General features: G+C 42.7%; 21 protein-coding genes, 1 tRNA gene and 1 pseudogene. 13 read left to right on the top strand and 10 right to left on the bottom strand.

Features of this window, described 5'->3' with window-relative positions; all coding sequences use genetic code 11:
- Positions 1–15: 15 nt before the first annotated feature.
- The 6 genes from DWX23_RS15800 to DWX23_RS25175 all read left to right on the top strand — a co-directional run bounded on the left by DWX23_RS15800 (position 16) and on the right by DWX23_RS25175 (position 7,932).
- On the top strand, positions 16–1,869 hold the full coding sequence (locus DWX23_RS15800) for a RagB/SusD family nutrient uptake outer membrane protein (protein ID WP_122375172.1): 1,854 nt from the start codon (positions 16–18) through the stop codon (positions 1,867–1,869).
- A gap of 86 nt (positions 1,870–1,955) precedes the next feature.
- Positions 1,956–3,716 (top strand): DUF6057 family protein, encoded by a 1,761-nt coding sequence (locus DWX23_RS15795; protein ID WP_122375242.1) that lies wholly within the window; start codon positions 1,956–1,958, stop codon positions 3,714–3,716.
- Complete coding sequence (locus tag DWX23_RS15790) at positions 3,713–5,179, top strand: PD40 domain-containing protein (RefSeq protein WP_122375171.1); 1,467 nt, start codon at positions 3,713–3,715, stop codon at positions 5,177–5,179. The genes DWX23_RS15795 and DWX23_RS15790 overlap by 4 nt, the downstream gene beginning before the upstream one ends.
- A 79-nt stretch (positions 5,180–5,258) precedes the next feature.
- Positions 5,259–5,444, top strand: coding sequence for a hypothetical protein (locus DWX23_RS15785; protein WP_122351995.1), 186 nt, complete (start codon positions 5,259–5,261; stop codon positions 5,442–5,444).
- Between the two features lie 46 nt (positions 5,445–5,490).
- On the top strand, positions 5,491–6,555 hold the full coding sequence (locus DWX23_RS15780; RefSeq protein ID WP_122375170.1) for a winged helix DNA-binding domain-containing protein: 1,065 nt from the start codon (positions 5,491–5,493) through the stop codon (positions 6,553–6,555).
- Positions 6,556–6,633: 78 nt separating this feature from the next.
- Positions 6,634–7,932, top strand: coding sequence for a GNAT family N-acetyltransferase (locus DWX23_RS25175; RefSeq protein WP_122375169.1), 1,299 nt, complete (start codon positions 6,634–6,636; stop codon positions 7,930–7,932).
- A gap of 60 nt (positions 7,933–7,992) precedes the next feature.
- On the opposite strand, the pseudogene DWX23_RS15770 reads toward DWX23_RS25175, so the two are convergent.
- Positions 7,993–8,136 (bottom strand): annotated as a pseudogene (locus tag DWX23_RS15770) (MBL fold metallo-hydrolase); the annotation flags it as partial.
- Between the two features lie 101 nt (positions 8,137–8,237).
- On the opposite strand from DWX23_RS15770, the gene DWX23_RS15765 reads away from it, so the two are divergent.
- The gene (locus DWX23_RS15765; protein WP_122375168.1) at positions 8,238–9,884 is read left to right on the top strand and encodes a sigma-70 family RNA polymerase sigma factor; all 1,647 of its coding nucleotides are present in this window, start codon (positions 8,238–8,240) and stop codon (positions 9,882–9,884) included.
- A gap of 88 nt (positions 9,885–9,972) precedes the next feature.
- Positions 9,973–10,755 (top strand): bifunctional 2-polyprenyl-6-hydroxyphenol methylase/3-demethylubiquinol 3-O-methyltransferase UbiG, encoded by a 783-nt coding sequence (locus tag DWX23_RS15760; RefSeq protein ID WP_122375167.1) that lies wholly within the window; start codon positions 9,973–9,975, stop codon positions 10,753–10,755.
- Here the strand turns inward: DWX23_RS15760 and DWX23_RS15755 are convergent.
- Positions 10,735–11,739, bottom strand: coding sequence for a PAS domain-containing sensor histidine kinase (locus DWX23_RS15755; protein ID WP_122375166.1), 1,005 nt, complete (start codon positions 11,737–11,739; stop codon positions 10,735–10,737). The genes DWX23_RS15760 and DWX23_RS15755 overlap by 21 nt on opposite strands.
- Before the next feature lie 201 nt (positions 11,740–11,940).
- Here DWX23_RS15755 and DWX23_RS25170 point away from each other — a divergent pair, with 201 nt between their 5' ends.
- Together DWX23_RS25170 and DWX23_RS25165 are read left to right on the top strand one after the other, a co-directional pair.
- Complete coding sequence (locus DWX23_RS25170; RefSeq protein WP_233587633.1) at positions 11,941–12,756, top strand: ABC transporter permease; 816 nt, start codon at positions 11,941–11,943, stop codon at positions 12,754–12,756.
- A gap of 53 nt (positions 12,757–12,809) precedes the next feature.
- Positions 12,810–14,309: an ABC transporter permease gene (locus tag DWX23_RS25165; RefSeq protein ID WP_370450102.1), complete on the top strand. Its 1,500-nt coding sequence runs from the start codon at positions 12,810–12,812 to the stop codon at positions 14,307–14,309.
- Between the two features lie 69 nt (positions 14,310–14,378).
- Here DWX23_RS25165 and DWX23_RS15745 read toward each other — a convergent pair.
- A tRNA-Leu gene (locus DWX23_RS15745) sits at positions 14,379–14,462 on the bottom strand.
- Between the two features lie 175 nt (positions 14,463–14,637).
- On the opposite strand from DWX23_RS15745, the gene DWX23_RS15740 reads away from it, so the two are divergent.
- Complete coding sequence (locus DWX23_RS15740; RefSeq protein ID WP_122351982.1) at positions 14,638–15,720, top strand: mannose-1-phosphate guanylyltransferase; 1,083 nt, start codon at positions 14,638–14,640, stop codon at positions 15,718–15,720.
- Here DWX23_RS15740 and DWX23_RS15735 read toward each other — a convergent pair.
- From DWX23_RS15735 to aroQ, 5 genes are all read right to left on the bottom strand, one after another.
- On the bottom strand, positions 15,713–16,936 hold the full coding sequence (locus DWX23_RS15735) for an ABC transporter permease (protein ID WP_122375165.1): 1,224 nt from the start codon (positions 16,934–16,936) through the stop codon (positions 15,713–15,715). The two genes, DWX23_RS15740 and DWX23_RS15735, sit on opposite strands and share 8 nt — an antisense overlap.
- Positions 16,937–16,948: 12 nt before the next feature.
- Positions 16,949–17,284, bottom strand: coding sequence for a 30S ribosome-binding factor RbfA (rbfA, locus tag DWX23_RS15730; protein ID WP_122351980.1), 336 nt, complete (start codon positions 17,282–17,284; stop codon positions 16,949–16,951).
- 12 nt (positions 17,285–17,296) lie between these two features.
- Positions 17,297–17,923, bottom strand: coding sequence for an O-methyltransferase (locus DWX23_RS15725; RefSeq protein ID WP_122351979.1), 627 nt, complete (start codon positions 17,921–17,923; stop codon positions 17,297–17,299).
- Positions 17,924–18,049: 126 nt separating this feature from the next.
- On the bottom strand, positions 18,050–19,501 hold the full coding sequence (pyk, locus tag DWX23_RS15720; protein ID WP_122351978.1) for a pyruvate kinase: 1,452 nt from the start codon (positions 19,499–19,501) through the stop codon (positions 18,050–18,052).
- A gap of 148 nt (positions 19,502–19,649) precedes the next feature.
- Positions 19,650–20,084, bottom strand: coding sequence for a type II 3-dehydroquinate dehydratase (aroQ, locus tag DWX23_RS15715; protein WP_122375241.1), 435 nt, complete (start codon positions 20,082–20,084; stop codon positions 19,650–19,652).
- A gap of 99 nt (positions 20,085–20,183) precedes the next feature.
- Between aroQ and xerD the strand changes: the two genes are divergently transcribed.
- A complete protein-coding gene (gene xerD, locus DWX23_RS15710) occupies positions 20,184–21,089 on the top strand; it encodes a site-specific tyrosine recombinase XerD (protein ID WP_122351977.1) in 906 nt (301 codons plus the stop codon).
- A gap of 12 nt (positions 21,090–21,101) precedes the next feature.
- Here the strand turns inward: xerD and DWX23_RS15705 are convergent, their stop codons facing one another.
- Together DWX23_RS15705 and hflX are read right to left on the bottom strand one after the other, a co-directional pair.
- Positions 21,102–23,102 (bottom strand): DUF4954 family protein, encoded by a 2,001-nt coding sequence (locus DWX23_RS15705; RefSeq protein ID WP_122375164.1) that lies wholly within the window; start codon positions 23,100–23,102, stop codon positions 21,102–21,104.
- Between the two features lie 36 nt (positions 23,103–23,138).
- Positions 23,139–24,350, bottom strand: a complete 1,212-nt coding sequence (gene hflX / locus DWX23_RS15700; protein ID WP_122351975.1) for a GTPase HflX — start codon at positions 24,348–24,350, stop codon at positions 23,139–23,141.
- A 70-nt stretch (positions 24,351–24,420) separates the two neighbouring features.
- On the opposite strand from hflX, the gene DWX23_RS15695 reads away from it, so the two are divergent.
- Positions 24,421–26,193, top strand: a complete 1,773-nt coding sequence (locus tag DWX23_RS15695; RefSeq protein ID WP_122375163.1) for a T9SS type A sorting domain-containing protein — start codon at positions 24,421–24,423, stop codon at positions 26,191–26,193.
- Positions 26,194–26,236 lie beyond the last annotated feature (43 nt).

Raw genomic sequence — 26,236 nt, 5'->3', positions numbered from 1 at the left:
AAACAAGAGAAGACAATGAAAACTAAATATATTTTATTAGGATTAAGTCTTGGATTATTGGGAGGATTTACGGCTTGTGACGTGACGGATCTCAATCCTAAAGACAGTATTACTGATAATAGCTATTGGAATACGGTAAGTGACCTGGAAAATTATGCCAAAGGCTTTTACATGAATTTGACAGGAAAGGGATTAAGGTCAGACGGAACTGAAAATCTGGATGATTTAACGGCCCTTGATGAAAGATGTGACAATCGTTTAACCGCTTCTCCCGATCAGTGGCTGTTTAATGAATGGGTTATACCTTCTGAAGCAAATTTCGATTCAAAATGGTACTGGAATAATATTCGCAACCTGAACTATTTTATGACTCGTTATCAACGGGTAAATGCTTCTGAATCTGAAGTGAATCCGGTTGTTGCCGTAGTCCGCTTTTTCCGTGCTTTTGACTATTTTGATAAGATTAAAACATTTGGAGATGTACCCTGGTATGATAAGGATCTGACAACTGCAGATACCGATGAATTGTATAAGGCACGTGACGACCGTGACTTGGTATTGGGGAAAATTATCGAAGATCTGGAATTTGCAATCGAATGGCTGCCGGAGAAAAGCGCGGCAGAGGTAGGTGCTTTACATAAGGATGCTGCCCGTACATTCTTGGCTCGTGTTTGTTTGCATTACGGTACGTATAAAAAATATCATAATGTTTCGACTTCTCCTACATCTCAGGAGTTATTGCAAAAAGCAGCAACTCTCGCTAAAGAGGTTATGGATAGTGGACTTTATGATATTGTACAAGGGTCGGATGCCGGAGCAAACCAATCTGCGTTTGCCAATTATCCTTTGTATTATGCCAACCAGTTTACACAGGAGGATTTAGCAAGCAATAAAGAATGTATTTTGGCCCGTGTTTTTGAAACCGATGTATTGACTCACAATCTAGCTCGTGGTGGAGGTGCCGGTCTTTCTAAAGATTTTGCAGAATCGTTCCTTTGTACGGACGGTTTACCTATTGCAAACAGTCAGGCGTATAAAGGTGATGAAACACTGGATGATGAAATGACAAATCGCGATCCTCGTATGTATCAGATTATAGACAGTAAGTTCCGTCCATATACAGTGAAAAGTAATGGTATGCGTGTGGTAAATTCCGGTATCAATGATAAGAAAGAATTCAGTGGCTCTGAAGAACCGGGGGCTACTGTTCATTCTGCACCGGGATTGACAGGTACATCTACAGGCTATTCACCTATTAAACTGGTTTCGGCAAGTCAGAGTCAGCAGGATGCTGTTAAGACTTCTTCTTATGATTGGTTTGTTTTCCGCTATGCCGAAATCCTGTTGATTTACGCTGAAGCAAAATGTGAATTGAGCGAGTGTACACAAGCTGTTTTAGATGAAACGATCAATAAATTGCGTGACCGTGTTAATATGAAACATCTGACTGTCTCTCCGGTTGCTGATCTGGATCCGGTTGATTACGGATATTCAATAACTCCGCTGTTGTATGAAATTCGTCGTGAACGTCGTATCGAGTTGGCATTAGAAGGTTTCCGTTATGACGATATTATGCGTTGGAATGCGATGAAATTGTTTGAAAATCCCAAAACATATCTGGGTATGCGTGTCACGGATAAAGTAAAAGAATTATATCAACCTGAAGTATTCGAAGGAGCAACAGCTCGTGATTTACTCGAATATAATGGTAAAACTTATATCCGCATGTATTCAGGGAAAAGTCTGAGCGAAGCGGGTCGTAAATGGACTACGAATGATAAGCGTTTATATTATCCGGTTCCGACAAGCCAGATTACATTATCTGCTAGTTACGGTTCTCTTCTGAAGCAGAATCCGGGCTGGGAATAACAGGTCGTTATTAACTGATAAAAACAGGGGATGGGAACATATCTGTCCCCTGTTCTTATTATTTCCTTATTATGAAATTATCCAATATGAAATATAAGAACCTGACATCCGGATTTATCTTGTTCTTTTTGCAAGTTATAGTCTTATTTTATGTATTCCGTTTCCTGTATCCTTTTAAGGAACAATTTCAAATGTTTCAGTTTACGGGACAGTATGCTGCTGCAACATGGAAGCAAGCTGGTGGTGTGGCTCTTTATCTCTCGGAATTTCTTTCACAGTTTTATATTATTATAGGGATAGGTCCCGTTATTACAGCCTTTCTTCTGACTTTGGTCGCTATAGTCTCTTCATTGATTCTGAAAAAAATAAGTATTCGGAATGATTTGCCTGTTGTTTTCTTTCTTCCCTGGCTCTCTTTGCTGATCATGCACCTCGATTACGACTATCTGGAACAGGGAACGATAGCTTATTTGTTTTTGTTACTTTTTTTATGGATATATGTAAACTTATCCCCTCGTATCCGACTTGTTTACGGTTTATGTATAATACCTCTCCTTTATCTGATCGCCGGACCGATTACTCATTTATTTGCTGTTTCCGCTTTTCTTTTTGAGTTTCTGATCAATGGAACAAAGAAATATATTTGTATCATTTATCTGCCGGTTGCCGTTATTTCAGCTGTTGCCGGTTGTTATTCAGGATATAGTCCGAATATCGTTATGGCTTTTTTACCGGATGCTTATTATAATCCGCAAGTCCATAATTCACAAATTTGTTATTCCTGGTATGCCCTTCCGGCAGCCATGTTATTGGCTGCTTTTTTGAAAAAGTATAACTCTCCCGTATCTTTTAAAGGGAAATGTCGGTGGGTAGGTTTTCAATGGGCGATTATTTTTTTATTAGGTTATGAAAGTATCATCCATTTCGGAAAAATAGATGCTCTCGACCAGTTTCAGCAAGACTATTATGTCCGTACCGGGCAATGGGATAAGATCATAGCTGGTTTTGACCAAACAGTTTTGTCAAAAAGGCGTATGTGTAATTTGAATCTGGCATTGGCGCAGACGGGACAATTATCGGAACGATTATTCGATTATCCGCAGGGAGGGATAGAGACATTGATGTTACGTTGGGATCAGTCGGTGTTCACGGCTGAATTACATAGTGATCTGTATTATTGTATGGGGATTATCAGTACTTCCCGGAAATTTGCTTTTGAGGCGTTGGTCAGTTCCCGCCCTTCTGGTAATCCACGGATGTTGAAGAGACTGGTGGAAACAAATATTATAACAGGAGCTTATCCGGTAGCGGAGAAATATATCCGGCTGCTCGAAAATACCTGGCATTATAAAGAGTGGGCTTCTTCTTACCGTCGTTTTCTGCAGAATGACCGGGCGGTAGAACAAGATCCTGTTTTAGGGTTAAAGCGTCGTTGTTGGAAGGCTGAGGCTGCTATTCCTGAATTATATACAGATCCGGTCAGTACGTTGACACATCTTGTGCCGGCTTGTCCGGATAATAAAAGTGGTTTGCAATATCTGACATCATTCCTGTTACTGAATAAAGATATCGGTACATATATGGTTTTGCAGGAATCTCTTTTCAGGACTCCGGCCTGGCCTGAAATGACTGATAGCCAGCAGGAGGCTGTTGTGATTTGTCGTCCTGACGATCTGCATTTCTGGCTGGAACATGGAGTGAGTGTAAAAGTAAGGAATCAGGCGCTGGCTTTTATGCAGAAAGTAAAAGAGGGAACCCGTTTCGGACAGAACCCGGCAGTAGTACTGGCTCCCGAGTATGGAAAGACTTACTGGTTTTATTATATGTTTAATACAATGGATAAATGAAACAATTGTTATATTTTCTGTTTGCTATATTGTTATCAGGGGGATGTTCTCCTGATCGGCCGCCTGTCGCTTCCGTTCAAATCGATGAGCTACCACCCGTTTATCCGGATTATGTAGATGTGACAATTCCCGCGACAATGGCTCCGCTTAATTTTTCTGTCCGGGGATTCGGGAAGGTCTGTACGGTTTTTCAGACGGAAGGATATACATTTTCTGTCTGTACGTCGGATGGATCGCTTTCTATCCCGGAGGAGAAGTGGAAGAAACTGCTGGCTGTGGGCAAAGGAAAACAGGTTGATATCTCTGTGTTGGTGGAAGACGAGGGTAAATGGAAAGCCTTTCGTACTTTTCATATAGATGTGTCGACAGATCCTATCGATCCGTATATTGCTTATCGCTTGATTGATCCGGGTTATCAGTTGTGGGGTAGTATGGGTATCTATCAGCGAGAACTCAACTCTTTCAAACAAGAGGCTATTCTGGAAAACCGCCTGACGGATAGTAATTGTATGAACTGTCATTCGTTCTGTAACCAGGATCCGGATAAAATGTTGCTCCATATTCGTGCTAAATATGGGTGTACAGTGTTAATCGACGGGGAGAAAATAGAGACATTGGATACGAAGACTGAAAATACTATATCACCGCTGGTTTATCCGTCATGGCACCCGTCTGGAAAATATATCGCTTTTTCTGTTAACAATACGACTCAGGATACGCATCCGGTCCATCGGACGGAGGTTTATGACAAAGCTTCCGATGTTGTTGTCTATGATGTGGAAAAACAGACGATTCTGACAACCGGACTTTTATTTTCAAAGAATCGTTTTGAGACATTTCCTACTTTTTCACCGGATGGGAAATCTCTTTATTTCTGTTCAGCCCCGGCTGTGAAGGTTCCGGGAGGATTGAAAGAGCTTCGTTACAGTCTTTGCCGTATTTCGTTCGATCCGGAAAGGGGGATATTCGGATCTGCGGTCGATACGATTTATCATGCGGAAACAGAACAGCGAAGTATCTTGTTCCCCCGCGTTTCTCCGGATGGAAAGTATCTGCTTTGTACGACTACCTCTTACGGAACATTCCCGATCTGGCATAAAGATGCAGATCTTTGTATGTTCGATCTGGCAACAGGCGAACAGATTTCAACAGAGGAAGCGAACAGTCCGGATACGGATAGTTATCATTCCTGGTCGTCCAACAGTAAGTGGGTTGTATTTAGTAGCCGACGGTTGGATGGATTGTATACGCGTCCTTTTATTGCCCATGTCGATGAAGGCGGTATCCTTTCGAAACCGTTTCTTTTACCACAGGAATCTGCCGATTATTATACATGCCTTACCAAGTCGTATAATATTCCGGAATTTGTCAAAGGGAAAGTAAAAATGAATATGTACCGGTTCGCATCCCGGATCAAGGAAGGTAAGAACCGGAAGGTCTCTTTTAGAAGAGTATCAACATAATTGATGGTGATAGCAAGTGCCTGTGAAGGTACTTGCTGTTTTTTTATTACTTTTGTGCAGATCTGTAAAATTACTTATTATGAGTCATAACTGTAACAAATGCCCTTTGAGGGCAAGGCATGATAAAAAGCCACAATCTCTGCTGGGGCGTTTCTGGCGTTGGCATATCGATTTTTGTCCGGGATGGAAAGCTTATTTCACTTCCTTAAACATTGAAGAGCAACAAACTTTACGTGATAAGTATAATTTCACGAAATACCGTTGAATAAGATTACAAACGAATTAGATAATAAGAGACAACTAAAAAAGAAATGCCACTCAATAGAATAACAAACATTCGTTTGTGGAGCCAGCAATTGGTAAAACCAGAGTTTAAGGATCCAAAGGAATTGGTTGCCTGGATGGGAGCTGTTCAGGCACAAGATTATAGAATGGTCAGATGGGCACTTGGTGTCCGGTTGAAATCCGGTTCGTTGAAGGCTGTTGAGGATGCCTTTCAGAAAGGAGAGATCCTTCGTACCCATGTGATGCGTCCGACGTGGCATATGGTTACTTCCGACGATATTCGTTGGATGTTGAAGTTGTCTTCGCAGCGGATCATAACAGCATGTAATACGTTTGCCAAAGGGAACGGAATAAATATATCGGAAGAGCTTTATTTCAAAGCGAATGATCATTTTATAAAGGTGTTGGCAGGGAATAATCATCAGACTAAACAGGAGTTGGGTGAAGAGATGGTAAATTCCGGTATTATCTCTGATGCTGAAGGGATAGGATATCTGCTGACACGGGCAGAACAGGAAGCTATTGTCTGTAGCGGAGCGGACAAAGGAGGGAAAGCTACTTATGCTTTGCTGGCCGAACGTGCTCCTATGGCTAAAGAATTACCACGGGAAGAGTCGATTGCTTTATTGGCAAGAAGATACTTCAGTAGCCATTCGCCAGCCAGCCTGAATGATTTCATCTGGTGGTCGGGGTTGTCGGCGACGGAGGCACGCCAGGCGATCGGACTTATCGATTCGGAATTGATCAAGGATAAATTCGCTTCACAGGAGTTATTTGTTCATCAGCTTTGGGATAAGCGAATCAAGAGTAATGAGGTTCTGCATTTTCTACCTTCTTTTGACGAGTATCTGATCAGTTATAAAGACCGGACAGCTGCAATGGATAAAGAGCATCATCCGAAAGCCTTTAATAACTACGGAACTTTTTACCCTGTGATCTTACATAACGGAAAGATTGTCGGAAACTGGAAAAAAATGATAAAGAAAGGTGAAATCAAATGTGAAACTTCTTTCTTTGTCGACTGTCCGGATCTGGATAAAGAGTTACTGGAAAAGGCAGAATGCAGGTATAGGGATTTCTATAAAAGATAATTTTAGTGGAACCTGGCGATTCGTTTATATTTTTACTTTTCGCTAAGGCTGCAAAATCAATTTCTAATCAGGTCAGATATGAAACTTACGGTATTAGTTGATAATAATACATATATAGACCAGTATTACTTAGGGGAACCGGCGGTTTGCTATTATATAGAAGATGGCGAAACCTGCTTATTGCTCGATACAGGTTATTCGGATATTTTCATCCGTAATGCGGAAGCGTTGGGTATAGATCTGACACAGGTCTCTGTTATTACTTTTTCTCATGGTCATAACGATCATACCCGCGGATTGCAATACTGGTCAGGAGAGATAGGGACTAAAGTGCACATCGTAGCGCATCCTGATACTTTTAAGGAACGGAAATGTGGAGAACTCTCAATAGGTTCTCCTTTATCTGAAGCCGGTTTAAGAGAGAATTTCAGATTAACCCTGTCGAGAGAACCGCTAAAGATAAGCGATCGTATCACTTTCTTGGGTGAGATCCCGCCATTGAATGATTTTGAACCTCGTAAATCTTTTGGCACTTTGGTAGACGGACCGGCTTGTTCGGAAGACTTTGTCGCGGATGATACAGCCTTGGTATATAACAATGGAAACGGTTTATTTATTATTACCGGTTGCTCTCATAGCGGTATTTGTAATATTATAGAATATGCAAAGTCTGTTTGTAATGAAAAGCATATAATCGGTGTGATCGGAGGTTTTCATCTTTTTGAGGTATCGGAACAGTTGCGACAGACGATTGCTTATTTCCAAATGAATCATATCGAAGAGCTATATCCTTGCCATTGTGTGTCTTTTGCTGCAAAAGCCGAGATCCATCGACATATTCCTATCCATGAAGTTGGAGTCGGGTTGGTAATTGATGTTAAGTATCAACCGAAGATTCGGACTGTGGGTGGTGTTATCCAAAAGGTAACATTGGAAGACCTGCCGGATATTATAGATTTGCAAAAGAAGGCTTTTACGCAAGTGGCACTATGGATGAATAATTTTGATTTACCGCCTTTGCACCAGACAATTGATGAACTGAGGAATGAATATGAAAAAAGTATTATCCTGAAATATCTGTCAGACGAAGGAGTGATAGTCGGTTCGGTTCGTGCCCATATGGATAAAGATCATATTTGTCATGTTGGAAAACTGATTGTGCATCCCGATTATCAGAATCAGGGAATTGGGTACGCTTTGATGTGTGAGATAGAGAAATATGTTCCTCATTGTGATAAATATCTGTTGTTTACAGGCGAAGAGACACCGAATACAAAATACCTGTATGAGAAAGTAGGGTATGTTGTTGTCGACAAACAGGAGATGGGTGGACTGGCTATGTTTATTATGGAAAAGAAGAATAAAGCGATGTTATGATATACCTGTCATAATACAGGTTTTTCAAGGTCTTCCGGAACAAACACATTTCCTGAGAAATTTTAACTGAGAAAGAATGCCGTTACCTCCTCCTGCATCTACTAGTAAAACAGCGTTGTTTTGTTTCAGGGCAAAGCAGGTATTATAACATCGGGTAACGGTTGCATTGCCTGTTCCCAGTACGATCAATTCTGTATTTTGCATAAATTTATCTTTCAGTTAGTGGGTGCAAAGATAAAAAAAAGAAAAAATCCGTGCAGTCTTTTCTATGTTGACGTATCATAACTATATTAGTGCTGTAATACATGGATAAACGGGAACTGGTTGATTTGTGCAAAGAGGGTGATGAGCAGGCGCTGGACTTACTCTATAAAACTTATTCGGGGAAAATGATGGGTATATGTCTCCATTATGTGTCCGACAGACAAATCGCACAGGACCTACTTCATGACGGCTTCATTGTTATCTTCACGTCTATCGATTCGTTGCGTGATCCGGAGAGGCTGGAGAGTTGGATGGGAGTTGTTATGAAAAATATTTCTCTCCGTTATCTTAACCAGAATAATGCTGCAAACATTATTCCCTTGTCAGAGATGTCCGAAGAAGATGAACCGGCGGAAAGTTCTTTTGACGCCGATTTCGTATCGTATGACCAGATAATGGAGTTGGTGGAGAGCTTGCCTGAAGGTTATTCGAAAGTGTTTAAACTGGCGGTATTGGAAGGGTTGCCCCATAAAGAGATCGGTGATTTGCTGAATATCGCTCCCCACTCATCGTCTTCACAATTATATCGCGCGAAATCTTTGTTGAAAAAGATGCTCGGTGAGTATCGTTTACTTCTGGTTTTGCTGTTGCTACTCCTTGTACCGCTGTTCTACAAATATGTGTATCGGTGGCCACGACAGCAAAAACTGCCACCTAAGGACCTGGTACAACAGGCGGAAACAAACAAAAAGGAAGGAGATAAACAGATCGATTCTCCGGAACCGGTCGTTCTCTCTGGTAAGGTTGAGCGTCCGCAACTTTCGGAGATGCTTATTGCCCCGACGTCGGGGCATGCGGAAAAGATGTCATCCCTGCTGTTTCCGGAAGAGATTACTGTGGATGTACAACCTGCTGTAAAGCCTTTATTTATCAACGAATTGCCTCGTAAGATTGTTTTCAGTCCGTATCCGTCAAAAGAGTTTGTCTCTATGCGGCAGAGTAGGAAGTCGAATAAATGGAAGTTTATGCTGGCCGGATCGTTGGGACCACAACTGGCTCAGAATCTCTACAAACTGATTGCTACTCCTCATTCCGGCAGTGAAGGAAATCCGGATCTTCCTCAGCAAGTAAGCACATGGGAAGATTATTACACCTATCTGCATACCCGTTATCAGGAAGGAGTTTTAGGCGATTCACTTACGCTGATGCAGATCGCTGAGGGGAATCGGGGTAAAATTGTAGAACATCAGCACCATGATGCTCCTATAACCATTGGACTTTCTGTAAACAAAAAGCTGAACGAGCGCTGGAGCTTTGAAACAGGATTACAATATACTTTCCTGAAATCTGATTTTATCACTGGCGAAGACTACCGTATCCAGGAAACGCAAAAGCTCCATTACATCGGTCTTCCCCTTCGTGTTTCTTATCGTTGGGGGCATTTCAGGAAGTTCTCGTTCTACTCGACAGCCGGTGTCCAGGTCGACATTCCGTTGAAAGGAACGCTCCGTACTTCACATGTAACGGATAGTGTCCCCATCGACATAAGCCGCCAGTCATTGGCTGTGCCTCTGCAATGGTCGGTCAATGCCAGTGCAGGTGTACAATATCATTTTACACCTCATATCAGTTTCTATGTAGAACCGACTCTCAATTACTATATTCCCGACGGAAGCGGGCTACGTACTATCCGAAGGGAGCATCCGGTGACATTCACCGTTCCTGTCGGCTTGCGTTTCAGCTGGTAGAAAGAACGATATCTTAGTAAAAAACGTTTTAGGCATGCAGTCTTTCTCCTGAATCATTATCATATTAATAGATAATAAAACAGGAAAGATGCAGGAACGACATATCAACCGTGAGCGTTATTTTGAAGAACAGGCACGGACTTCTAAAAAATATTATATTCCGTATATAGAAGAAATAATAGGAGATCTTCCCGATAAAGTGCTGGAAGTAGGTTGTGGAGAAGGAGGTAATTTGCTTCCTTTTGCCGAACAGGGTTGTGAAATTGTCGGAGTGGATATTGCTACTTTGCGAATTGAGCAGGCCCGGACTTTCTTCTCCCGAAAGAATCAAAAGGGACTATTTATAGCCTCTGATATTTTTCAGTTAAGAGACTTGAGAAAACATTTTCCTCTTATTCTGATACACGACGTGATTGAACATATCGGGGATAAATCTCAATTCCTGTCCGATATGAAAAGTTATCTGGTCTCTGATGGGATACTCTTTGTCGCTTTTCCCGCCTGGCAGATGCCGTTCGGTGGACATCAGCAGATTGCAGAAGGGAGAATTATTTCACATTTGCCTTTTATACATTTACTTCCTGAGATTCTCTATCGATGGCTGATGATACTATGTGGTGAAAAAGAAGATACAATAAAAGAACTATTGAGTATCAAGGAAACGAAATGTACCATTGAAATGTTTCGTAACGTTGTGCGACAGGCCGGGTACCGGATTATCGATCAACAATTGTATTTTATAAATCCGCATTACGAGACTAAGTTCGGGTTATCACCGAGGAAGTTGGGTAAACTTATTTCTTCTGTCCCGTATCTAAGGAATTTTTTTAGTACGAGTTGCTTTTATATATTAAGAAAAGCTGGTTTGTAGATGAGCCGGAAACGTCATGCTAAATACGGTTTTCTCTCCCGGTTCCGAGTTCACGGTAAGTTCTCCGCCGTGAAGCTGCATGATGCGTCGGGATAACGGAAGTCCTATGCCGCTTCCCTCTTTCTTGGTAGAATAGAACGGAGTGAATATATCATCCAGCCGGTCCTGCGGAATACCATCTCCGTTATCGGTTACTTGTATGAATGAACAGGCTGCTCCTTTTTCTGCTTCAACCTTGATCTCCGGCTGCGGATTATTTACCGTTGCCTGCAGGGCATTGCGGATCAGGTTGATCAATGCCAATGTTATCAAATTGGGATCGAGTGGAATCTCTACATTCTCCGATGAAATATAGCGGACATTCTCACTGCCCGGTTCCGAGTTCAATAATCGGTTGAGTTTATCGAACAGAGTACAGATCTTTACTTTGCTCTTGACCGGATCGGGTAAATGTGTTAACCGGTGATACGCATTCAGAAATGTGTTCAGTTGCTGTACCTGCTGGTTGATGGTTTGCAGGCCGTCGATCATTCCTTCTTTCCCATATTCATCGCTGTATTTGATCAGATCGGCAGACAAAGAGGCTATCGGTGTAATGGAATTTCTTATCTCATGTGTCAATACCCGGATGATACTCTCGTAATAAAAACGGCGTTCTTCCAGTTCGGTATGATTGTTTTCGAATTGAGCTATGATTCGGTTCATTTCCTGAAATAACTTGTTCAGGAATTTGTCATCATTCTTTTCCGTGAAGTGAGCATTGAAATCGTTATTATTGATTGCGCTGAAGAAGCTTTCCAGTTGTCGATCGGTTTTCTCCATTTTCCTCACCAGCATAATCGCCAGGGCTATAATTATGCAGATACAGACAAAAGCAAAAAAAAGAGAAGTCAGGCTGACCAAAAGCCATGCTCCTATAACCGAGAATAACACAATTCCTGTTATCCCGCCAACAATAGTCCGGTGTAGTCTGCGATTCAGCATATTTCTCGTTACAAATGTATAATTAAAATCTGTACAAAAAATGTAAAGCCTCCAGGTTTTAGCCGGACGTGTCATTTATAAATGAACCATTGGGGAAAATGTCTAAAAATTAGACGATTTAGACCTGCTTCAAGTAAAGTAGCGTTTTTTTGTTGGCAGGCAGGCGGAGACAGATTAGTTTTGGCAAAAAATAAGCGTATCATGAAGAATATCTCATTCAAAATAATCTTCCGGAGCTGGTGGCGTAACAAAACATTTACTGTTATCTCCATCCTCAGTCTTGCTGTTGGTATTGCTTGTACCAATCTGTTGGTAGCTTTTGTTATTCATGAGTATAATATAGAGTCGGAGAATCCGAACAAGGACAAAATGGTTGTGGTTAAACAGACCATTTCGGGAGCAGGAATGACGGCCTTTAATACTGTATCGCAGGATATTACTTCTCAATTACTCGAACATGTTTCGGAACTGGATAGAGTATGTCGTATTCATCCTTACTTCATGGTAAGCTACTGTAAGGTAGGAGAGAACTTTTTCAAAGACATTAAGGTGATAGAGTCGGATAGTTCTTTTCTTTCGTTTTTTCCTCAGGAAATAATAAGGGGGAGTTTTAAAGATGCCGAGCTTGGTCCGGATCGGGTAATCCTGTCAGAATCTTTTTCCAAACGTTTGTTCGGAGGGAGTGATCCGATAGGAGAAACAGTTCAGATGTTATTCGGACCTGGTGATTTTGGAGATGAAAAAGGTTTATTGACTTTTACCGTTTCCGCAGTAGTAAAGGATAACAGCCAGGCTGCTTTAGGCTTTGATGCTTTGTTTTTTGATAACCCCTCGTCAGGATTGAACTTCTTTCTGCTTAAGAATAATGTATCTGTACCTGACTTGCAGGCTAAAACAGCGAATCTGATCCTTCAAAGAAATGATGGGAGGGAAGAAATGATGGGAGGGATTTTAAGAATGAGTTTCTCACTATCAGGCAGGCTTGTTTTGATACGGTTTCGATCCCATCGTCTCTGAAGAAGCCAAATACGACTTTACTGTTTATTGCTCTTTTTTCAGCTATTCTGATCTTGGTTATTGCCTGCTTCAATTATATAAACCTAAGTTTTTCCCGTGTTTTTAAGCAATTATACTCCATGCACGTGCAAAAGTTGATGGGAGCAGGAAGTGGACAATTAAGTATGCAATTGTTTGCCGATACATTTATGACCGTAGGTTTCGGTTTTCTGATTGCACAATTGATACAGTTTGATCTGTTGGGGTTAATGAATCGCATCATGTCTATTCAGGTTCCGGTCAACTTCTTGTATAGTAACCAGATGTTGCCGGTTACGTTCGGATTTATTCTTCTGTTGGCATGTATCCCGGCTTTGTATATGAGTAGGCGCTTGCCAGAAATGTCGATTTCTATGTATAACAACTTTTACCGGGGAAAAGCCAGACGACGGATCATCACTTCATTGGCTGTTGCACAGTTTGCGATCTCGTTCATCCTGATAATCGGAAACTTTTCCGTACGGCAGCAGATATCGCTTTTATATGGTAAAGCTGAAAATTATAAAGATATTTATACTTTTTCGGTGGGTGATAATAAGACTTCCATGCTACGGTTGAAAGAAAATATCTCTCTTATTCCGGGCATACAGGCTGCGACATTGAGCAACGAGACGTATGAATGGCCTATCAGTGACTTTGCAGCAGATGGAAGTTATGAATCTTATACTTCTGAAGATGGAGGAGAGGAAATAATGGAAGTGATGGGGTATAAGCTATTGCAAGGTTTACCCTGGAAAGAGGCTGTAAAGCGATATCCGCATCCGGTCTATCTGAACCAAACGTGGGCTCAAAGTCTGTTCCCCGATGGAGAGATTCCTGTAGGCGGTCTTGTAAAAGAGTATGAACCCAGGTTGAAGGATCGTCCTCCTTTCGGTGACGATTATGTGATTGCCGGGGTAGTTGAGGATTATTTTAAACTTAATATATCTAATAGTCTTGAAACGCCTATTGATAAGGGGATCATCAGTTATGCCAGGGATGGTGTTCGCTTAAGTGTCCGTATCGATCCGGGGAATATTTCTGCAATAAAGCAAATCTATGGAGAATGGAATAAGTTATATCCCGGGAAGTATTTGGAACATGAGAGCTTGTATAATAAAGTATTAGGCAATAACAAAAAACTTTTTGAGTTATCCGACTTATTAATGATGTATTCCGTTATCAGTATCCTGCTTACCTGTTTCGGACTTTTCGGAATGGCATTGTATGCTATCGAACAACGGACAAAAGAGATCGGCATACGGAAAGTGAATGGTTCGACTACATGGCAGATCATGAAGTTACTCAACAGTCAGTTTATTATATGGATCGGAATCGCATTTGCCATTGCTGCCCCTGTTGCCTGGTGGTTGATCGGCGAATGGATGAAAAGCATTGTTTACCGGGCTGATTTTAGCATCTGGACATATATCCTCTCATTGTTTATTGTGTTAGTTATCACATTGTTGACTGTAAGCTGGCATAGTTTCAGAGCCGCATCCGGAAATCCGGTAAAGGCTTTGAGGGATGAGTAAGAAAGTAATTCTGTACAACAAAGAGGGGTAAAAAGAAAAACGGAGAAAGTTAAAAACTCTCTCCGTTAGTACCCAGAGCCGGGATCGAACCGGCATGGAAGTGAATCCACTGGTGTTTGAGACCAGCGCGTCTACCAATTCCGCCATCTGGGCATTTGTTTTTTTCTAATGCGTTGCAAAGGTACGCATATTTTTTATTTGTGCAAGCATTCAGCGCTTTTTTTTCAAATAATATATACGGAAAGGCTAATAATACTTTATAGGAGAATAAATCCCGGATTATTTCGTTAACTTTGTAAGAGTATAATTAAAAAACAACCTGTATATCATGAAAGATAATTATTGCGTTATCATGGGTGGAGGGATTGGCAGTCGCTTCTGGCCTTTTAGCAGAGAAAGTTATCCAAAACAATTTCTTGATTTTTTCGGAACCGGACGTTCCCTGTTGCAAATGACTTTCGATCGTTTTTCCAAGATCATCCCGATTGAAAATATTTTTATTGTAACGAATGAAACTTACGCAGACCTGATCAAGGAACAATTACCCGAATTGAAGGAAGATCAGATCCTGTTGGAACCGGCTCGTAGAAATACGGCTCCCTGTATTGCATACGCAGCCTACCATATAAAAGCATGTAATCCGAATGCCAATATCGTTGTTGCTCCTTCCGATCATCTGATACTGAAAGAAGATGTTTTTCTGAAAGATGTTCAGAAAGGGTTGGACTTTGTAAAGAATAATAACGCACTGGTTACGTTGGGTATCAAACCGAGCCGTCCGGAAACAGGTTATGGCTATATTCAAAGCAGTGATTCCATGTTAGGTGAGTTTACCAAGGTTAAGACCTTTACGGAAAAGCCAAACCTGGAATTGGCAAAAGTCTTTTATGAAAGTGGAGAGTTTTTCTGGAACTCTGGCCTGTTCCTGTGGAATGTAAATGCGATACTGGATGCATTTGCCAAATATCTTCCTGATATTGCCGTTCGTTTTGATTTGGGAAAAGACAAATTCAATACTGAAAACGAACGTGACTTTATACGTGAGAATTTCCCTTATTGCCTGAAGATATCTATCGATTACGGAATCATGGAAAAGGCTGATAACGTTTATATGTTGTGTACGGATTTCGGTTGGGCTGATCTGGGGACCTGGGGGTCGTTGTTCGATCTGGCACCGAAAGATGAAAACAATAATGCTGTATTGAAGAACAGTAATGCATTGCTCTATGAAAGTTCAGGAAATGTGATTGCCGTGGGTAATTCAAAAAGACTGGCTGTCATCCAGGGAGTAGAGGACTGTATCGTTGCTGAATCAGGAAATGTATTGCTTATCTGTAAAAAAAATGACGAACAGCGTATCAAGCAGTTTGTGGCGGATGCGCAGATAAAATACGGGAAAGAGTTTAATTAAACCATTTCTTCCCAAGATAATGTACGGGATACCAGGCGGCCATAAATCCAATGGCCGCTACCGTAATAAACGCCGTAAGTAAATCTGTAAATATTACACGTACGGGATAAGCATCTATAATAAACGCACCTGCAGTCTGTCCCAATTTGATAATACCGTATGTCTGTTGTAAAAGACATAATACCAAACCGATCACAATTCCTATCAATGCCCCGAAACCGGAAATCATCCAGCCTTCGAATAAGAATATACGGCGGATAAGACTATCGCTGGCACCCATGTTCCGAAGGGTACGCACATCGTCTTTTTTCTCGATCATCAGCATGGACAAGGAGCCTACGACATTAAATAAAGCAATTGCAAGTATAAATGAAAGAATCAGGAACGTCATCCATTTTTCCACCTGCATCATTTTAAATGAGGCTTCCTGTTGTTCATAACGATCCTGTACGGTGAACTGATCGCCTAAAATAGCTTTTATCTGTTTTCTGACCGAAGATATATCCGCACCGTCTGCAAGTTTCAGTTCGATGGAGCTAACCTCCTTGTCATACTTGAGCAATTGGCGTACCAATGAAAGAGGAAGTATCATATATCCCTCGTCATATACCTGTTGGTTAATCAGGAATACGCCGCCTATATAGGCATATTCCTGGTTGAAAGAAGAGGCCGGATTGGATAAATTGACCTTCTCATCTCGTTTGGGGACATATATTTCCAGAGGAGAAGCAAATCCCGGTTTGGCACCCAGCTTGGAGGATAGTCCGACACCCAATGTCGCATAATCTGCGACTTCATCTTTCAGGATAAAACTACCGTCTATCAGTATGCTGTCGATCTGTGTCAGATGACAGAAATTGTCATCTACTCCCTTGATAATGGCTATATCCTGTCGGTCGTGATAACGAACCAGTGCATTATCCTGCAGAACTTCTCCGAAATAGGCAATATCCGGTAATTGTTTTACCTTCTGAAATTCAGCCGTAGTCGGATCGAATACTTTACCGGTACGAGGGCTTATCTTCAACTCCGGATCGAAACTGCTGAACATTCCTGCCACCAGGTCATTGAATCCGTTATAAACCGACAGTGCGCAAACGACAGCGATCGTGGCAATGACCACACCGCAAACACATACCATCGAAATAATATTGATGGCATTGTGGGATTTCTTCGAAAAGAGGTACCGCTGGGCTATATAAAACGGAAGGTTCAAAGCTTGATTCTCTTATTTCTGCAACAGTTTGTCAATATTTTCAATATAATCCAGCGAGTCGTCGATGAAGAAACTCAGTTCCGGAATAATGCGGACCTGTTTCCCTATACGTTTTCCTAATTCGAAACGGATGGATTTGGTGTTTGTGCGGATCGCTTCAAGCAGTTCCTGTCCTTTTTCGGAAGGAAATATACTCAGGTAGGCTTTGGCAACACCCAGGTCGGGGCTGACACGCACGGCACTTACAGAAATCAACGTACCCGGCATAGCCTGGGTCTGTTTCTGGAAAATGTCGCCTAATTCTTTCTGGATCAGACGACCTATCTTATTCAGTCTTGTACTTTCCATATTGTTATCAATTTATTTTTTCCATATCATAGTCAGACCATCACGAAGCGGAAGGATCACTTTCTCCACCCGGGGGTCTTCCTTTATTTTATCATTAAAACTAAGTATCCCGATGGTTTGTTTATCTGACGGATGAGGTTTTTCCAAAACTTTACCATCCCACAGGGTGTTATCCGCCAGAATCAGGCCTCCCGGGCGTACTTTGGGAAATACCAGATCGTAATAATCGGAATATAAACGTTTGTCGGCATCAATGAAAACCAGGTCGAATGTCTCATCCAGTTCCGGTATGATCTCCATCGCATTGCCGATATGTAATTTTATTTTATCCTTATGAGGAGAGCGGGAGAGGTATTTCATAATAAAATCTTCCATCTCGTCGTTGATCTCCAGCGTGTGGATTAAAGCGTCATCTTCGGTCCCTTCAGCCATGCAAAGTGTGGCATAGCCCGTATATGTACCGATCTCCAGTACACGGCGGGGGCGAAGCATACGGCAAAACATTTTCAGTATACGTCCCTGCAGATGTCCGGACAACATACGCGGACGCAGCAAGTTTACATTGGCATCCCGGTTCAGTGAGGATAACAATGCACCTTCTTCGTCGCTATGAGAGAGAATGTATTCGTCTAATGTCATTTAATAAAGAATGTTTATGCCTCAAATATACAAAAAAAGATGTAGCAAAAGAATTCTTTGTCATGACGGATTCGCTCCGGGAAGACAAAAGGAACTTTTGCAACACCTTTTTCGGCTTTATTTTATTTATTCTTTAAAGGTCGGAAGGGAGTATTTACTTCCTGCATCCAGGACTTTTCCTACGTTATTGATTTCGAGGAAAGTTGTGCCTCCGCCTTCACCGAAGCTGCCGCTCAGGTAAGCAACCATGTCGTTGCGTGTGATACGTCCGCTCTTAATCAGTTCGTTCAACGCACTGTAGAAATATCCGCGGCGACTGTCATCCCACGGCTGATAAACAGCCCATACGCCGTATGACAAAGAAAGCATACGGGTCACACGTGAGTTGTAACAGATAGCAAATACTGTAGATGTACCACGGAATGCAGCCAGGTAACGGGCTGTACGTCCGGTATGGCTGTCAGTAATGATTGCTTTTACATGCAATTTATTGGACGATTTCACTGCTTGTTTTGCCAGGAATGAAGTAACATCCAGGTCGTTTCCTTCGATGGGAACACGGATATCGTTTGCAGCCAGTTTAGTCTTTTCTGCTTCACGGGCAACCTTTGTCATGGTTTGTACTGCTTCCAGCGGATATTTGCCGTAAGCCGTTTCGCCGCTAAGCATCAATGCGTCTGTGCGATAATAGATTGCATTGGCGATGTCGGTCACTTCCGCACGGGTAGGACGCGGGTTCTTGATCATGGAGTGAAGCATCTGGGTTGCAACGATCACCGGCTTTTTCACTTCCACGCATTTGCGGATCAGTACGCGCTGGATTCCCGGAATCTTTTCAGCGGGAACTTCGATACCCAGGTCACCACGAGCGATCATGATACCATACGCTACTTCCAGGATTTCGTCGATGTTGTCGACCCCTTCCTGGTTCTCGATCTTGGCAATGATCTTGATCGGACTTTTATGTTCGTCGAGGATATGTTGTATATCCAATACGTCTTGTTTATTTCTTACGAAAGAATGTGCGATGAAATCGAGATCATTCTCAATAGCCCAAAGGATATTCTTGCGGTCTTTGTCTGTCAATGAAGGGAGGTTGATGCGTACACCGGGAACATTTACGCTCTTGCGGCTTCCTAATATAGCATCATTTTCTACTTCGCAGACCATGTAGTCGTCGTGTTTCTCGATCACCTTCAATTCCAGATCTCCGTCGTCGATCAGGACATCACTGCCGATAGTCAGGTCACCGACAAAGTTTTTGTATGAAACATATATACAATCATGGGTAGTCTCTTTATCCGGGTCACCCATTATTTTAACTGTCTCTCCGGTTGTGAAAGGTATTGGCGCGCTGGCCATTGTAGTACGGACTTCCGGTCCTTTGGTGTCCATCAATATACCGATGCGGTCAGATACTTCGCGTACGTTTGTGACAACACGGTTCAAACCTTCTTCCATCATGTGAGCCGTATTCAGGCGCACAACATTCATTCCTGCGTTGTATAGTGAGCGGACAAATTCCACATCACAACGTTGATCAGAAATAGTAGCAACAATCTTCGTATGCTTTAACATATACCTTAAAATATTATAACCTATTATTTACCACTTTTGTAGTTGACAGTTGACAAGTGACAGTTGACAGTTTTTAACCGTCTGAACCAGTCGTTGCCGGACGTCAATTTTTAATAACCTTTTTCTTTATGCTTTTTTGAGTCAACCGTCACTTGTCAACCGTCGACTGTATAAACGCTTCGAGCGCTAACCGGTATGAATCCAGGCCGAATCCGAGGATAACTCCTTTACAGGCAGCCGATATCATCGATACATGACGGAACGATTCGCGTGCATGTACGTTCGAGATATGTACTTCTATTACCGGGGTGGTCACTGATTTTATGGCATCGTGTAATGCGATGGATGTATGTGTATATGCTCCCGCATTCATTATGATACCATCGTATTCAAAACCCACTTCATGGATTTTGTTTATCATCTCGCCTTCTATATTACTCTGAAAGTATGCTATTTCGCATTGAGGATACCGGGCGCGTAACTCGTCCAGGTAACCTTCGAAAGAAGCATTACCGTATACTGTTGGCTCACGTTTGCCCAACAGGTTAAGATTAGGACCGTTAATAATCTGAATCTTCTTCATTTGCTGTAACTTTATTACCTTTGCACCACCTTGTACGGGCTGAAAATATCCGGCAAAGGTAGTGATTTTATTTGACACATACATAATGACCTGTGTACAATGCAACAAGGAAAAGATATAATCAGCAAATATAAGACCTGGCTCCGGCTGGAAAAGTCTCTATCTGCCAATTCGATAGATGCTTACCTGACTGATCTCGATAAACTGACCCGTTTTATAGAAAGCGAAGGGAAAGAGTACGCAGATATCACCTATCAGGATTTACAGCAGTTCGTTGCCCAACTACGTGATATCGGTATACACCCGCGTTCGCAAGCCCGTATTATATCCGGTATAAAGTCATTTTACCGTTTCATGCTGCTGGACGACTATATAACAGTTGATCCGACGGAATTGTTGGAGTCGCCGAAGATCGGATTGAAACTTCCCGAGGTGCTGACAGTCAGTGAAATAAATGATATACTGGATTCTATCGATCTTTCTCTGCCGGAAGGACAGCGTAACCGGGCCATGCTGGAGGTTTTATACAGTTGCGGCCTACGTGTTTCGGAGTTGATCACCTTACGTTATTCGGATGTTTATTTCGATGAAGGATTTATCAAGGTGGAAGGGAAAGGAAGCAAGCAGAGGCTGGTTCCGATCTCCGACACGGCCATCCGTGAGATAAAGAACTATCTGTTGGACCGTAACGGGGTGGTAGTGAAGAAAGGGTTTGAAGATATTCTGTTTTTGAGTCGGCGGGGAACTGCCTTGTCACGTATCATGGTCTTTCATATTATTAAGCAGCAGACGGAGATGGCGGGGGTTCATAAAAATGTCAGCCCCCATACATTCAGACATTCTTTTGCTACCCATTTGTTGGAAGGAGGAGCTAATCTCCGCGCCATCCAGGATATGTTGGGACATGAAAAGATAACGACTACAGAAATATATACCCATATCGACCGGCAGTTCCTGCGTAAAGAAATACTGGAACATCATCCCCGGAGCCGTCCCCGGGAATGACTTCTTTTGTATTTATCCTTCCGGGTTACAGATACGGTTCATCCTTCCGATCAGTTCGTCTCCGAGTGCCCGCTTGGTGCTGATATGTTCTTTTACGGCTGTGACGAATGGGTTTTGTTCGAATGCTCCGCGCACGACTTCGAAGTCTTCTTCTTTTTCTTTGCGGGTGCCGTCTACACCGAAGCCGGTCATCGAGGTGAGAGAGAATTCCTTTTTAGCATCCTTATAAAGGAGTTCGTCCAGGCCGATAACGGATGATTTCCATATTTCAACCAGTTCGATGATTTTATCAGTTGTGATTTCGTTCAGCTGGATGCCGTAATATTCTTCTATCTTCCGGTACGCCCATGTCCACTCCATGTCATAGTATGACTGGTGCGTCAGATGGAAAAAGGCTTCTGCCATCTCCAGCGTATTTATTTGGCCGTTCTCGATATGCTCAATCAAACCGTCCAGTTGATCTTTGGGCAGGATCAACCCGGAGAGATCGACCCATTCTCCGGCTCCTTCGGCGGTGGTTGGAACCAGTTGTCTGCGAACCTCTTCAATGCTGCTGAATTGAGTACCTTCCAGTCTCTTGATAAGCGAATTACCCAGGAACTTGTTGATAGCCATCCTGTAGAACTTCAGTGCATTTTGCAGGGAAGAACCTTTGATGCGGGTATTCTGGTAATAATATATTTCCGAAGTCTCGCCGACAAGGGTTTGCAGGTTAGTCAGGATATCGACAGCCTTCAGCATTTTCTGGATGGTATACGGACTTAACAGATTGTAGTTGATCATATCCAGTCTGTTCGGGTCGGTCCGCTTGTCGCGCTTCGGCCATTTCTGGGCGTCGCGGATCGTACCGACACTCCGCAGGTTCACACCCGGCACCAGATAAGTCTCGTCATCTTTCTCGATCAGATAGGAGAAAGGCATGTCGGAAGTATCGCTATGATGGTGATGCCGTCCCATGACCAAAGAGAATGCGCCGATACGTGCCGGCCAGAGAATGTATGAATCGCTGGTCGTTTTGGAACCTCTTTCCACGATACCTTGGTGGATAGGCCCCAGTTTGTACATGTGGTTGCTCTGGTTTGAACCGCTTCCGGCATTCAGAAATGAATACATGCCCGCGATCAGCAAACTGCTTTTATGCATGGATACGGTGAACGGACCGGCAAAGATAGCGCAGGCTTCCCCGTTCTCAAAAGAACAGTTACTGAACAACAGAGAATCGTGAGCCGAAAAGTTATGTGTTACGTGGCATGCCTGCCCGATAAAACAACGGATAATTTTTGCCGCATCGGCAATTACCGCACCTGACGAGATGATGAAATCCTGGGCGATAACGCTGTCGCCGATATATACAGGGGCCTTTTCATTACTGTTCACCGTCCCGTTCTCCAGGCGTGTACAGTTCTCTATAGTCACATGTTTACCGATATTGACATTCCGGATCGTTCCGGTATTGATTATTTTGGAGTTCTCTCCGATTATCCCGTAATCGGAAGTAATCTTTCGGGTGTAACCGGCAATCAATTCCTGTAACCGTTCGATCAGTTTCGGGCGGTGGCGATAAAGTGCGATCACATAAGCCATCGGAGCCGAAAGCCAGTCGTAGATAGGCACCTCGCGTCCTCCGGTTTCATTCAGTACCGAAACCAGTACGTTATTACCGAATGAACTTTGCCCGTCTACGACGATCACATTGACATTCTCTATAAAACAATTGTCCTGGATGCGGTAGTTGGCAATATAATTGTGGGTATTCTCGATCAATACATTATCACCCAGCATACAGTTGTGCAATGTCGCATTTTTGAGTCCGCTATGCTTCCTTACTCCACCCGGTAAAGTAAATTCTTTTTCAAAAGCTCCTAGGATGACTGTACCTGAGAAGCGTACATTATATATATACTTTGTCTCGAAAACAACCGGGACTATCACATTTTCCCAGTTTTCTGCATGGCAACCCTGAGATTGCAGAAGCGCAATCTCTTCAGGCCGCAGGTTTCTGATTTTTTCCATTGGTCAACTTGTTTATATTCTTCCTGCCTTATTCCTCTATTCCTCGTCGTATTGCTGGAAGAGGAAATCATTGTATGGGAAACGGGTGATATGTATCTGCTTTACCCGTTCGTATAATAATGCTTTCAGTGCATCTATATTCGTCCGTTCCTTGGCTGAGATAAAGATGCAGTTGTCCTGTAACTTATTCATCCAGGTACGTTTCAGCTCGTCCAGGTCGATATTTTCGCGTGTTCGCGGAGTCAGGTCGTCTTCATCTTTCGGAACAAAGGTGAAGGCATCGATTTTGTTGAATACCATGATCATAGGCTTCTCCGTTTTATCGATCTCGGCCAGCGTCTTGTTCACAACTTCGATCTGTTCTTCAAAAGTCGGGTGGGAGATATCTACCACATGGACCAACAGATCGGCTTCGCGTACCTCGTCGAGTGTCGACTTGAACGATTCGACCAGTTCGGTGGGCAGTTTGCGGATAAAACCGACCGTGTCTGACAACAGGAACGGCAGGTTATCGACGATCACCTTTCTGACCGTGGTATCGAGTGTAGCAAACAGTTTGTTTTCGGCAAACACATCGCTTTTGCTCAGTTGGTTCATCAGCGTAGATTTACCGACGTTGGTATAGCCGACCAATGCGACACGGACCATCTTGCCACGGTTCTTTCGCTGTACGCTTTTCTGTTTGTCGATATCCACCAGGTCACGTTTCAGCTTGGCTATCTTATCCAGGATGATGCGTTTATCGGTCTCCAGCTGGGTTTCACCCGGTCCTCGCATACCTACGCCACCGCGCTGCCGCTCCAGGTGAGTCCACAAACGGGTCAGGCGCGGAAGCATATATTTATATTGTGCCAGTTCGACCTGCGTCTTTGCGTTGGCTGTCTGGGCGCGGCTGGCGAATATGTCGAGTATCAGGCTGGTGCGGTCGAGTATTTTCACCTGAAGTTCTTTCTCAATATTACGAAGCTGTTTAGGTGAGAGTTCGTCGTCGAAAATAACCAGTCCGATTTCATTCTCGATCACGTATTCTTTTATCTCCTGTAATTTCCCGGTTCCGACAAAGGTGACGGGATTCGGATAGTCCAGTTTCTGATAAAACTTTTTGACAGCATCAGCCCCGGCCGTATCGGCCAGGAATGCCAATTCGTCCAGATATTCTTTTACTTTCTGTTCGTTTTGCTCGGGGGTAATCAAACCAACGAGTACCGCTTTTTCTGTCAGTGCTTCTGATATAATAAATTCTTTCATGCAGCAAAGATAATCATTTCAATTATTTCTTTATATTTGCAAACACAATAACGATCAAAATAGTTTAGCTATGAAAAAGAAACATTTACGTGTGTTCCGACACATGGTTGTCGGTCTTTTCTGTTTAATGGTGCCATTCGCTTTCCAGGCACAGGTAACAAATCCCGAAACATGGAGTACTTTTGTACAAAGTGATGCTAATCCGTCAGTGATAGATACGTTCCGCTGGCAGTTGTTCACGCAGGCAGAACGTAATAACTGGAAGTATATTCTGAAAAACGGTGCGACCGTTTCTGAAGGTCAGCAGGGGTTGAAGATGCCGTTGTCTTCCTCTGTTGCTTTTGAAAAATATTCACTGTCTTGTTATGAAGAAGTGCACATGGTTGTAGGAGTTACGGTTCATTCATTGGTTCCGGGTGATACTTTGTACGCTGTATTCAGTAATAATTTAGGTATAAATAAAAGAGGAGCTTTATGTCCTTTCCCTTCTAAAAGTACTCATTATTCTATAGGTCTCAAGAATGGTCCGTACTATCTTGAATTGTTGGCTTCTGACCCTGGCGGTACTTCTGAAAACGGTTATTTTCAGATCGACAGCGTTTACAGCTACGGAACGATCTGTCAATACTCTCTTTTTTCAGGTCAGGGAAACTGGAACGATACACTTCGTTGGTCGCATCTTCCGCCTTTACGTTATCGAAGCGCTTTGATCGGTGGTGATGTAGAAGTTGATTCTGTTATACAATGTAAACAGGTATCACTGAGTGGTGGTAGTTTACATATTACAGAGAAAGGGCATCTTGTTGCAGATGAGCTTATCCTTTACCGGACTGATTTTCCACTGACAAACACTGACAAAGCACTGACATCTGCTGACAATCTACTGGCGGTTGTCGGTAAACTCTCTATTACCAAGCAGTTATCGGTTTGTTACACTTTCCCGGAAAAAGGCAAATGGTATTTCCTCTCTTTTCCTTTCGATGTGAGTATAAAAGGTATCGATAAGCGTTTTCAACTGAAAGATGGAAGTTTTTCCGGAAAAGGCAATTATTTATATGTGCAGGTTTATGATGGTGATAAACGTGCCCGTAATAAAAAAGCAACCGGTAACTGGACGGTACTTTCTCCGGCTGTCTCTGCCGATGAACTTGTCTTTGAAAAAGGAAAAGGTTATCTGGTTTCTTTAGATGCCGCTGCGTCTGATAATACGTTGACCTTTTCTGTCAGTTCTAATAATATTCCTGCTGACTTTGGCAAAACGTCAACTATTCCTGTTCGTGTTTCTTCCGTTGTTGATATCGATGAGGCGCACTACGGCTGGTATCTTTGCGGAAATCCTTTGCCGTCTCCATTATCATTGTCGCAAATCGCTTCCGATCCCGCACTGGACGGGAATATTTATCTTTATGACGGAACGGATTATAAATCCTATCCGATTGGCAGTGATTATGTTCTTCCCCCTTTCGCCGCTTTCTTTGTAAAAGCCTCGTCTGACACGGAGATAGACCTTACTTCCGGCGTATTATCGGAAAATGCTGTCCGTCTGAAAACCGGGTATACGCTATCTTCGTCCGGCGTGGAACCAGGCGGGGCTATTGTCCATTCTTCCCGCTTGCAGGAAGAAACGAAGGACTGTATGATAAGAGGAAAAGAGTTATACTTGTCCGGTCTTTCTGTCGGTGGTCTGGTCCAGGTCGTTGACTTTATGGGGCGTATCGTTTACCATCATTCTGTTTCACCGGGCTCTTCTGTCCTTTCTTTGCCTTTGCCTGCAGGTTTTTATATAATTAATATTGTTACGGATAGTTATCGTGCCCAACACAAATGCGTTCTGACCCAATGAAAAAATAAACTATCTTGTATCTTTGCCTGTTCAAAAGTGAAAA

The sequence above is a fragment of the Parabacteroides sp. AF18-52 genome (assembly GCF_003479145.1).
GTDB classification, from domain to species: Bacteria; Bacteroidota; Bacteroidia; order Bacteroidales; family Tannerellaceae; genus Parabacteroides; species Parabacteroides faecis.
This window is presented reverse-complemented; position numbering and strand designations above follow the sequence as displayed.

Bases quoted from the DNA above. Each gene is read 5' to 3' on its own strand.
- DWX23_RS15800 (WP_122375172.1), top strand. From the start codon at position 16: ATGAAAACTAAATATATTTTATTAGGATTAAGTCTTGGATTATTGGGA.
- DWX23_RS15795 (WP_122375242.1), top strand. From the start codon at position 1,956: ATGAAATATAAGAACCTGACATCCGGATTTATCTTGTTCTTTTTGCAA.
- DWX23_RS15790 (WP_122375171.1), top strand. From the start codon at position 3,713: ATGAAACAATTGTTATATTTTCTGTTTGCTATATTGTTATCAGGGGGA.
- DWX23_RS15785 (WP_122351995.1), top strand. From the start codon at position 5,259: ATGAGTCATAACTGTAACAAATGCCCTTTGAGGGCAAGGCATGATAAA.
- DWX23_RS15780 (WP_122375170.1), top strand. From the start codon at position 5,491: ATGCCACTCAATAGAATAACAAACATTCGTTTGTGGAGCCAGCAATTG.
- DWX23_RS25175 (WP_122375169.1), top strand. From the start codon at position 6,634: ATGAAACTTACGGTATTAGTTGATAATAATACATATATAGACCAGTAT.
- DWX23_RS15765 (WP_122375168.1), top strand. From the start codon at position 8,238: ATGGATAAACGGGAACTGGTTGATTTGTGCAAAGAGGGTGATGAGCAG.
- DWX23_RS15760 (WP_122375167.1), top strand. From the start codon at position 9,973: ATGCAGGAACGACATATCAACCGTGAGCGTTATTTTGAAGAACAGGCA.
- DWX23_RS15755 (WP_122375166.1), bottom strand. From the start codon at position 11,739: ATGCTGAATCGCAGACTACACCGGACTATTGTTGGCGGGATAACAGGA.
- DWX23_RS25170 (WP_233587633.1), top strand. From the start codon at position 11,941: ATGAAGAATATCTCATTCAAAATAATCTTCCGGAGCTGGTGGCGTAAC.
- DWX23_RS15740 (WP_122351982.1), top strand. From the start codon at position 14,638: ATGAAAGATAATTATTGCGTTATCATGGGTGGAGGGATTGGCAGTCGC.
- rbfA (WP_122351980.1), bottom strand. From the start codon at position 17,284: ATGGAAAGTACAAGACTGAATAAGATAGGTCGTCTGATCCAGAAAGAA.
- DWX23_RS15725 (WP_122351979.1), bottom strand. From the start codon at position 17,923: ATGACATTAGACGAATACATTCTCTCTCATAGCGACGAAGAAGGTGCA.
- pyk (WP_122351978.1), bottom strand. From the start codon at position 19,501: ATGTTAAAGCATACGAAGATTGTTGCTACTATTTCTGATCAACGTTGT.
- aroQ (WP_122375241.1), bottom strand. From the start codon at position 20,084: ATGAAGAAGATTCAGATTATTAACGGTCCTAATCTTAACCTGTTGGGC.
- xerD (WP_122351977.1), top strand. From the start codon at position 20,184: ATGCAACAAGGAAAAGATATAATCAGCAAATATAAGACCTGGCTCCGG.
- DWX23_RS15705 (WP_122375164.1), bottom strand. From the start codon at position 23,102: ATGGAAAAAATCAGAAACCTGCGGCCTGAAGAGATTGCGCTTCTGCAA.
- hflX (WP_122351975.1), bottom strand. From the start codon at position 24,350: ATGAAAGAATTTATTATATCAGAAGCACTGACAGAAAAAGCGGTACTC.
- DWX23_RS15695 (WP_122375163.1), top strand. From the start codon at position 24,421: ATGAAAAAGAAACATTTACGTGTGTTCCGACACATGGTTGTCGGTCTT.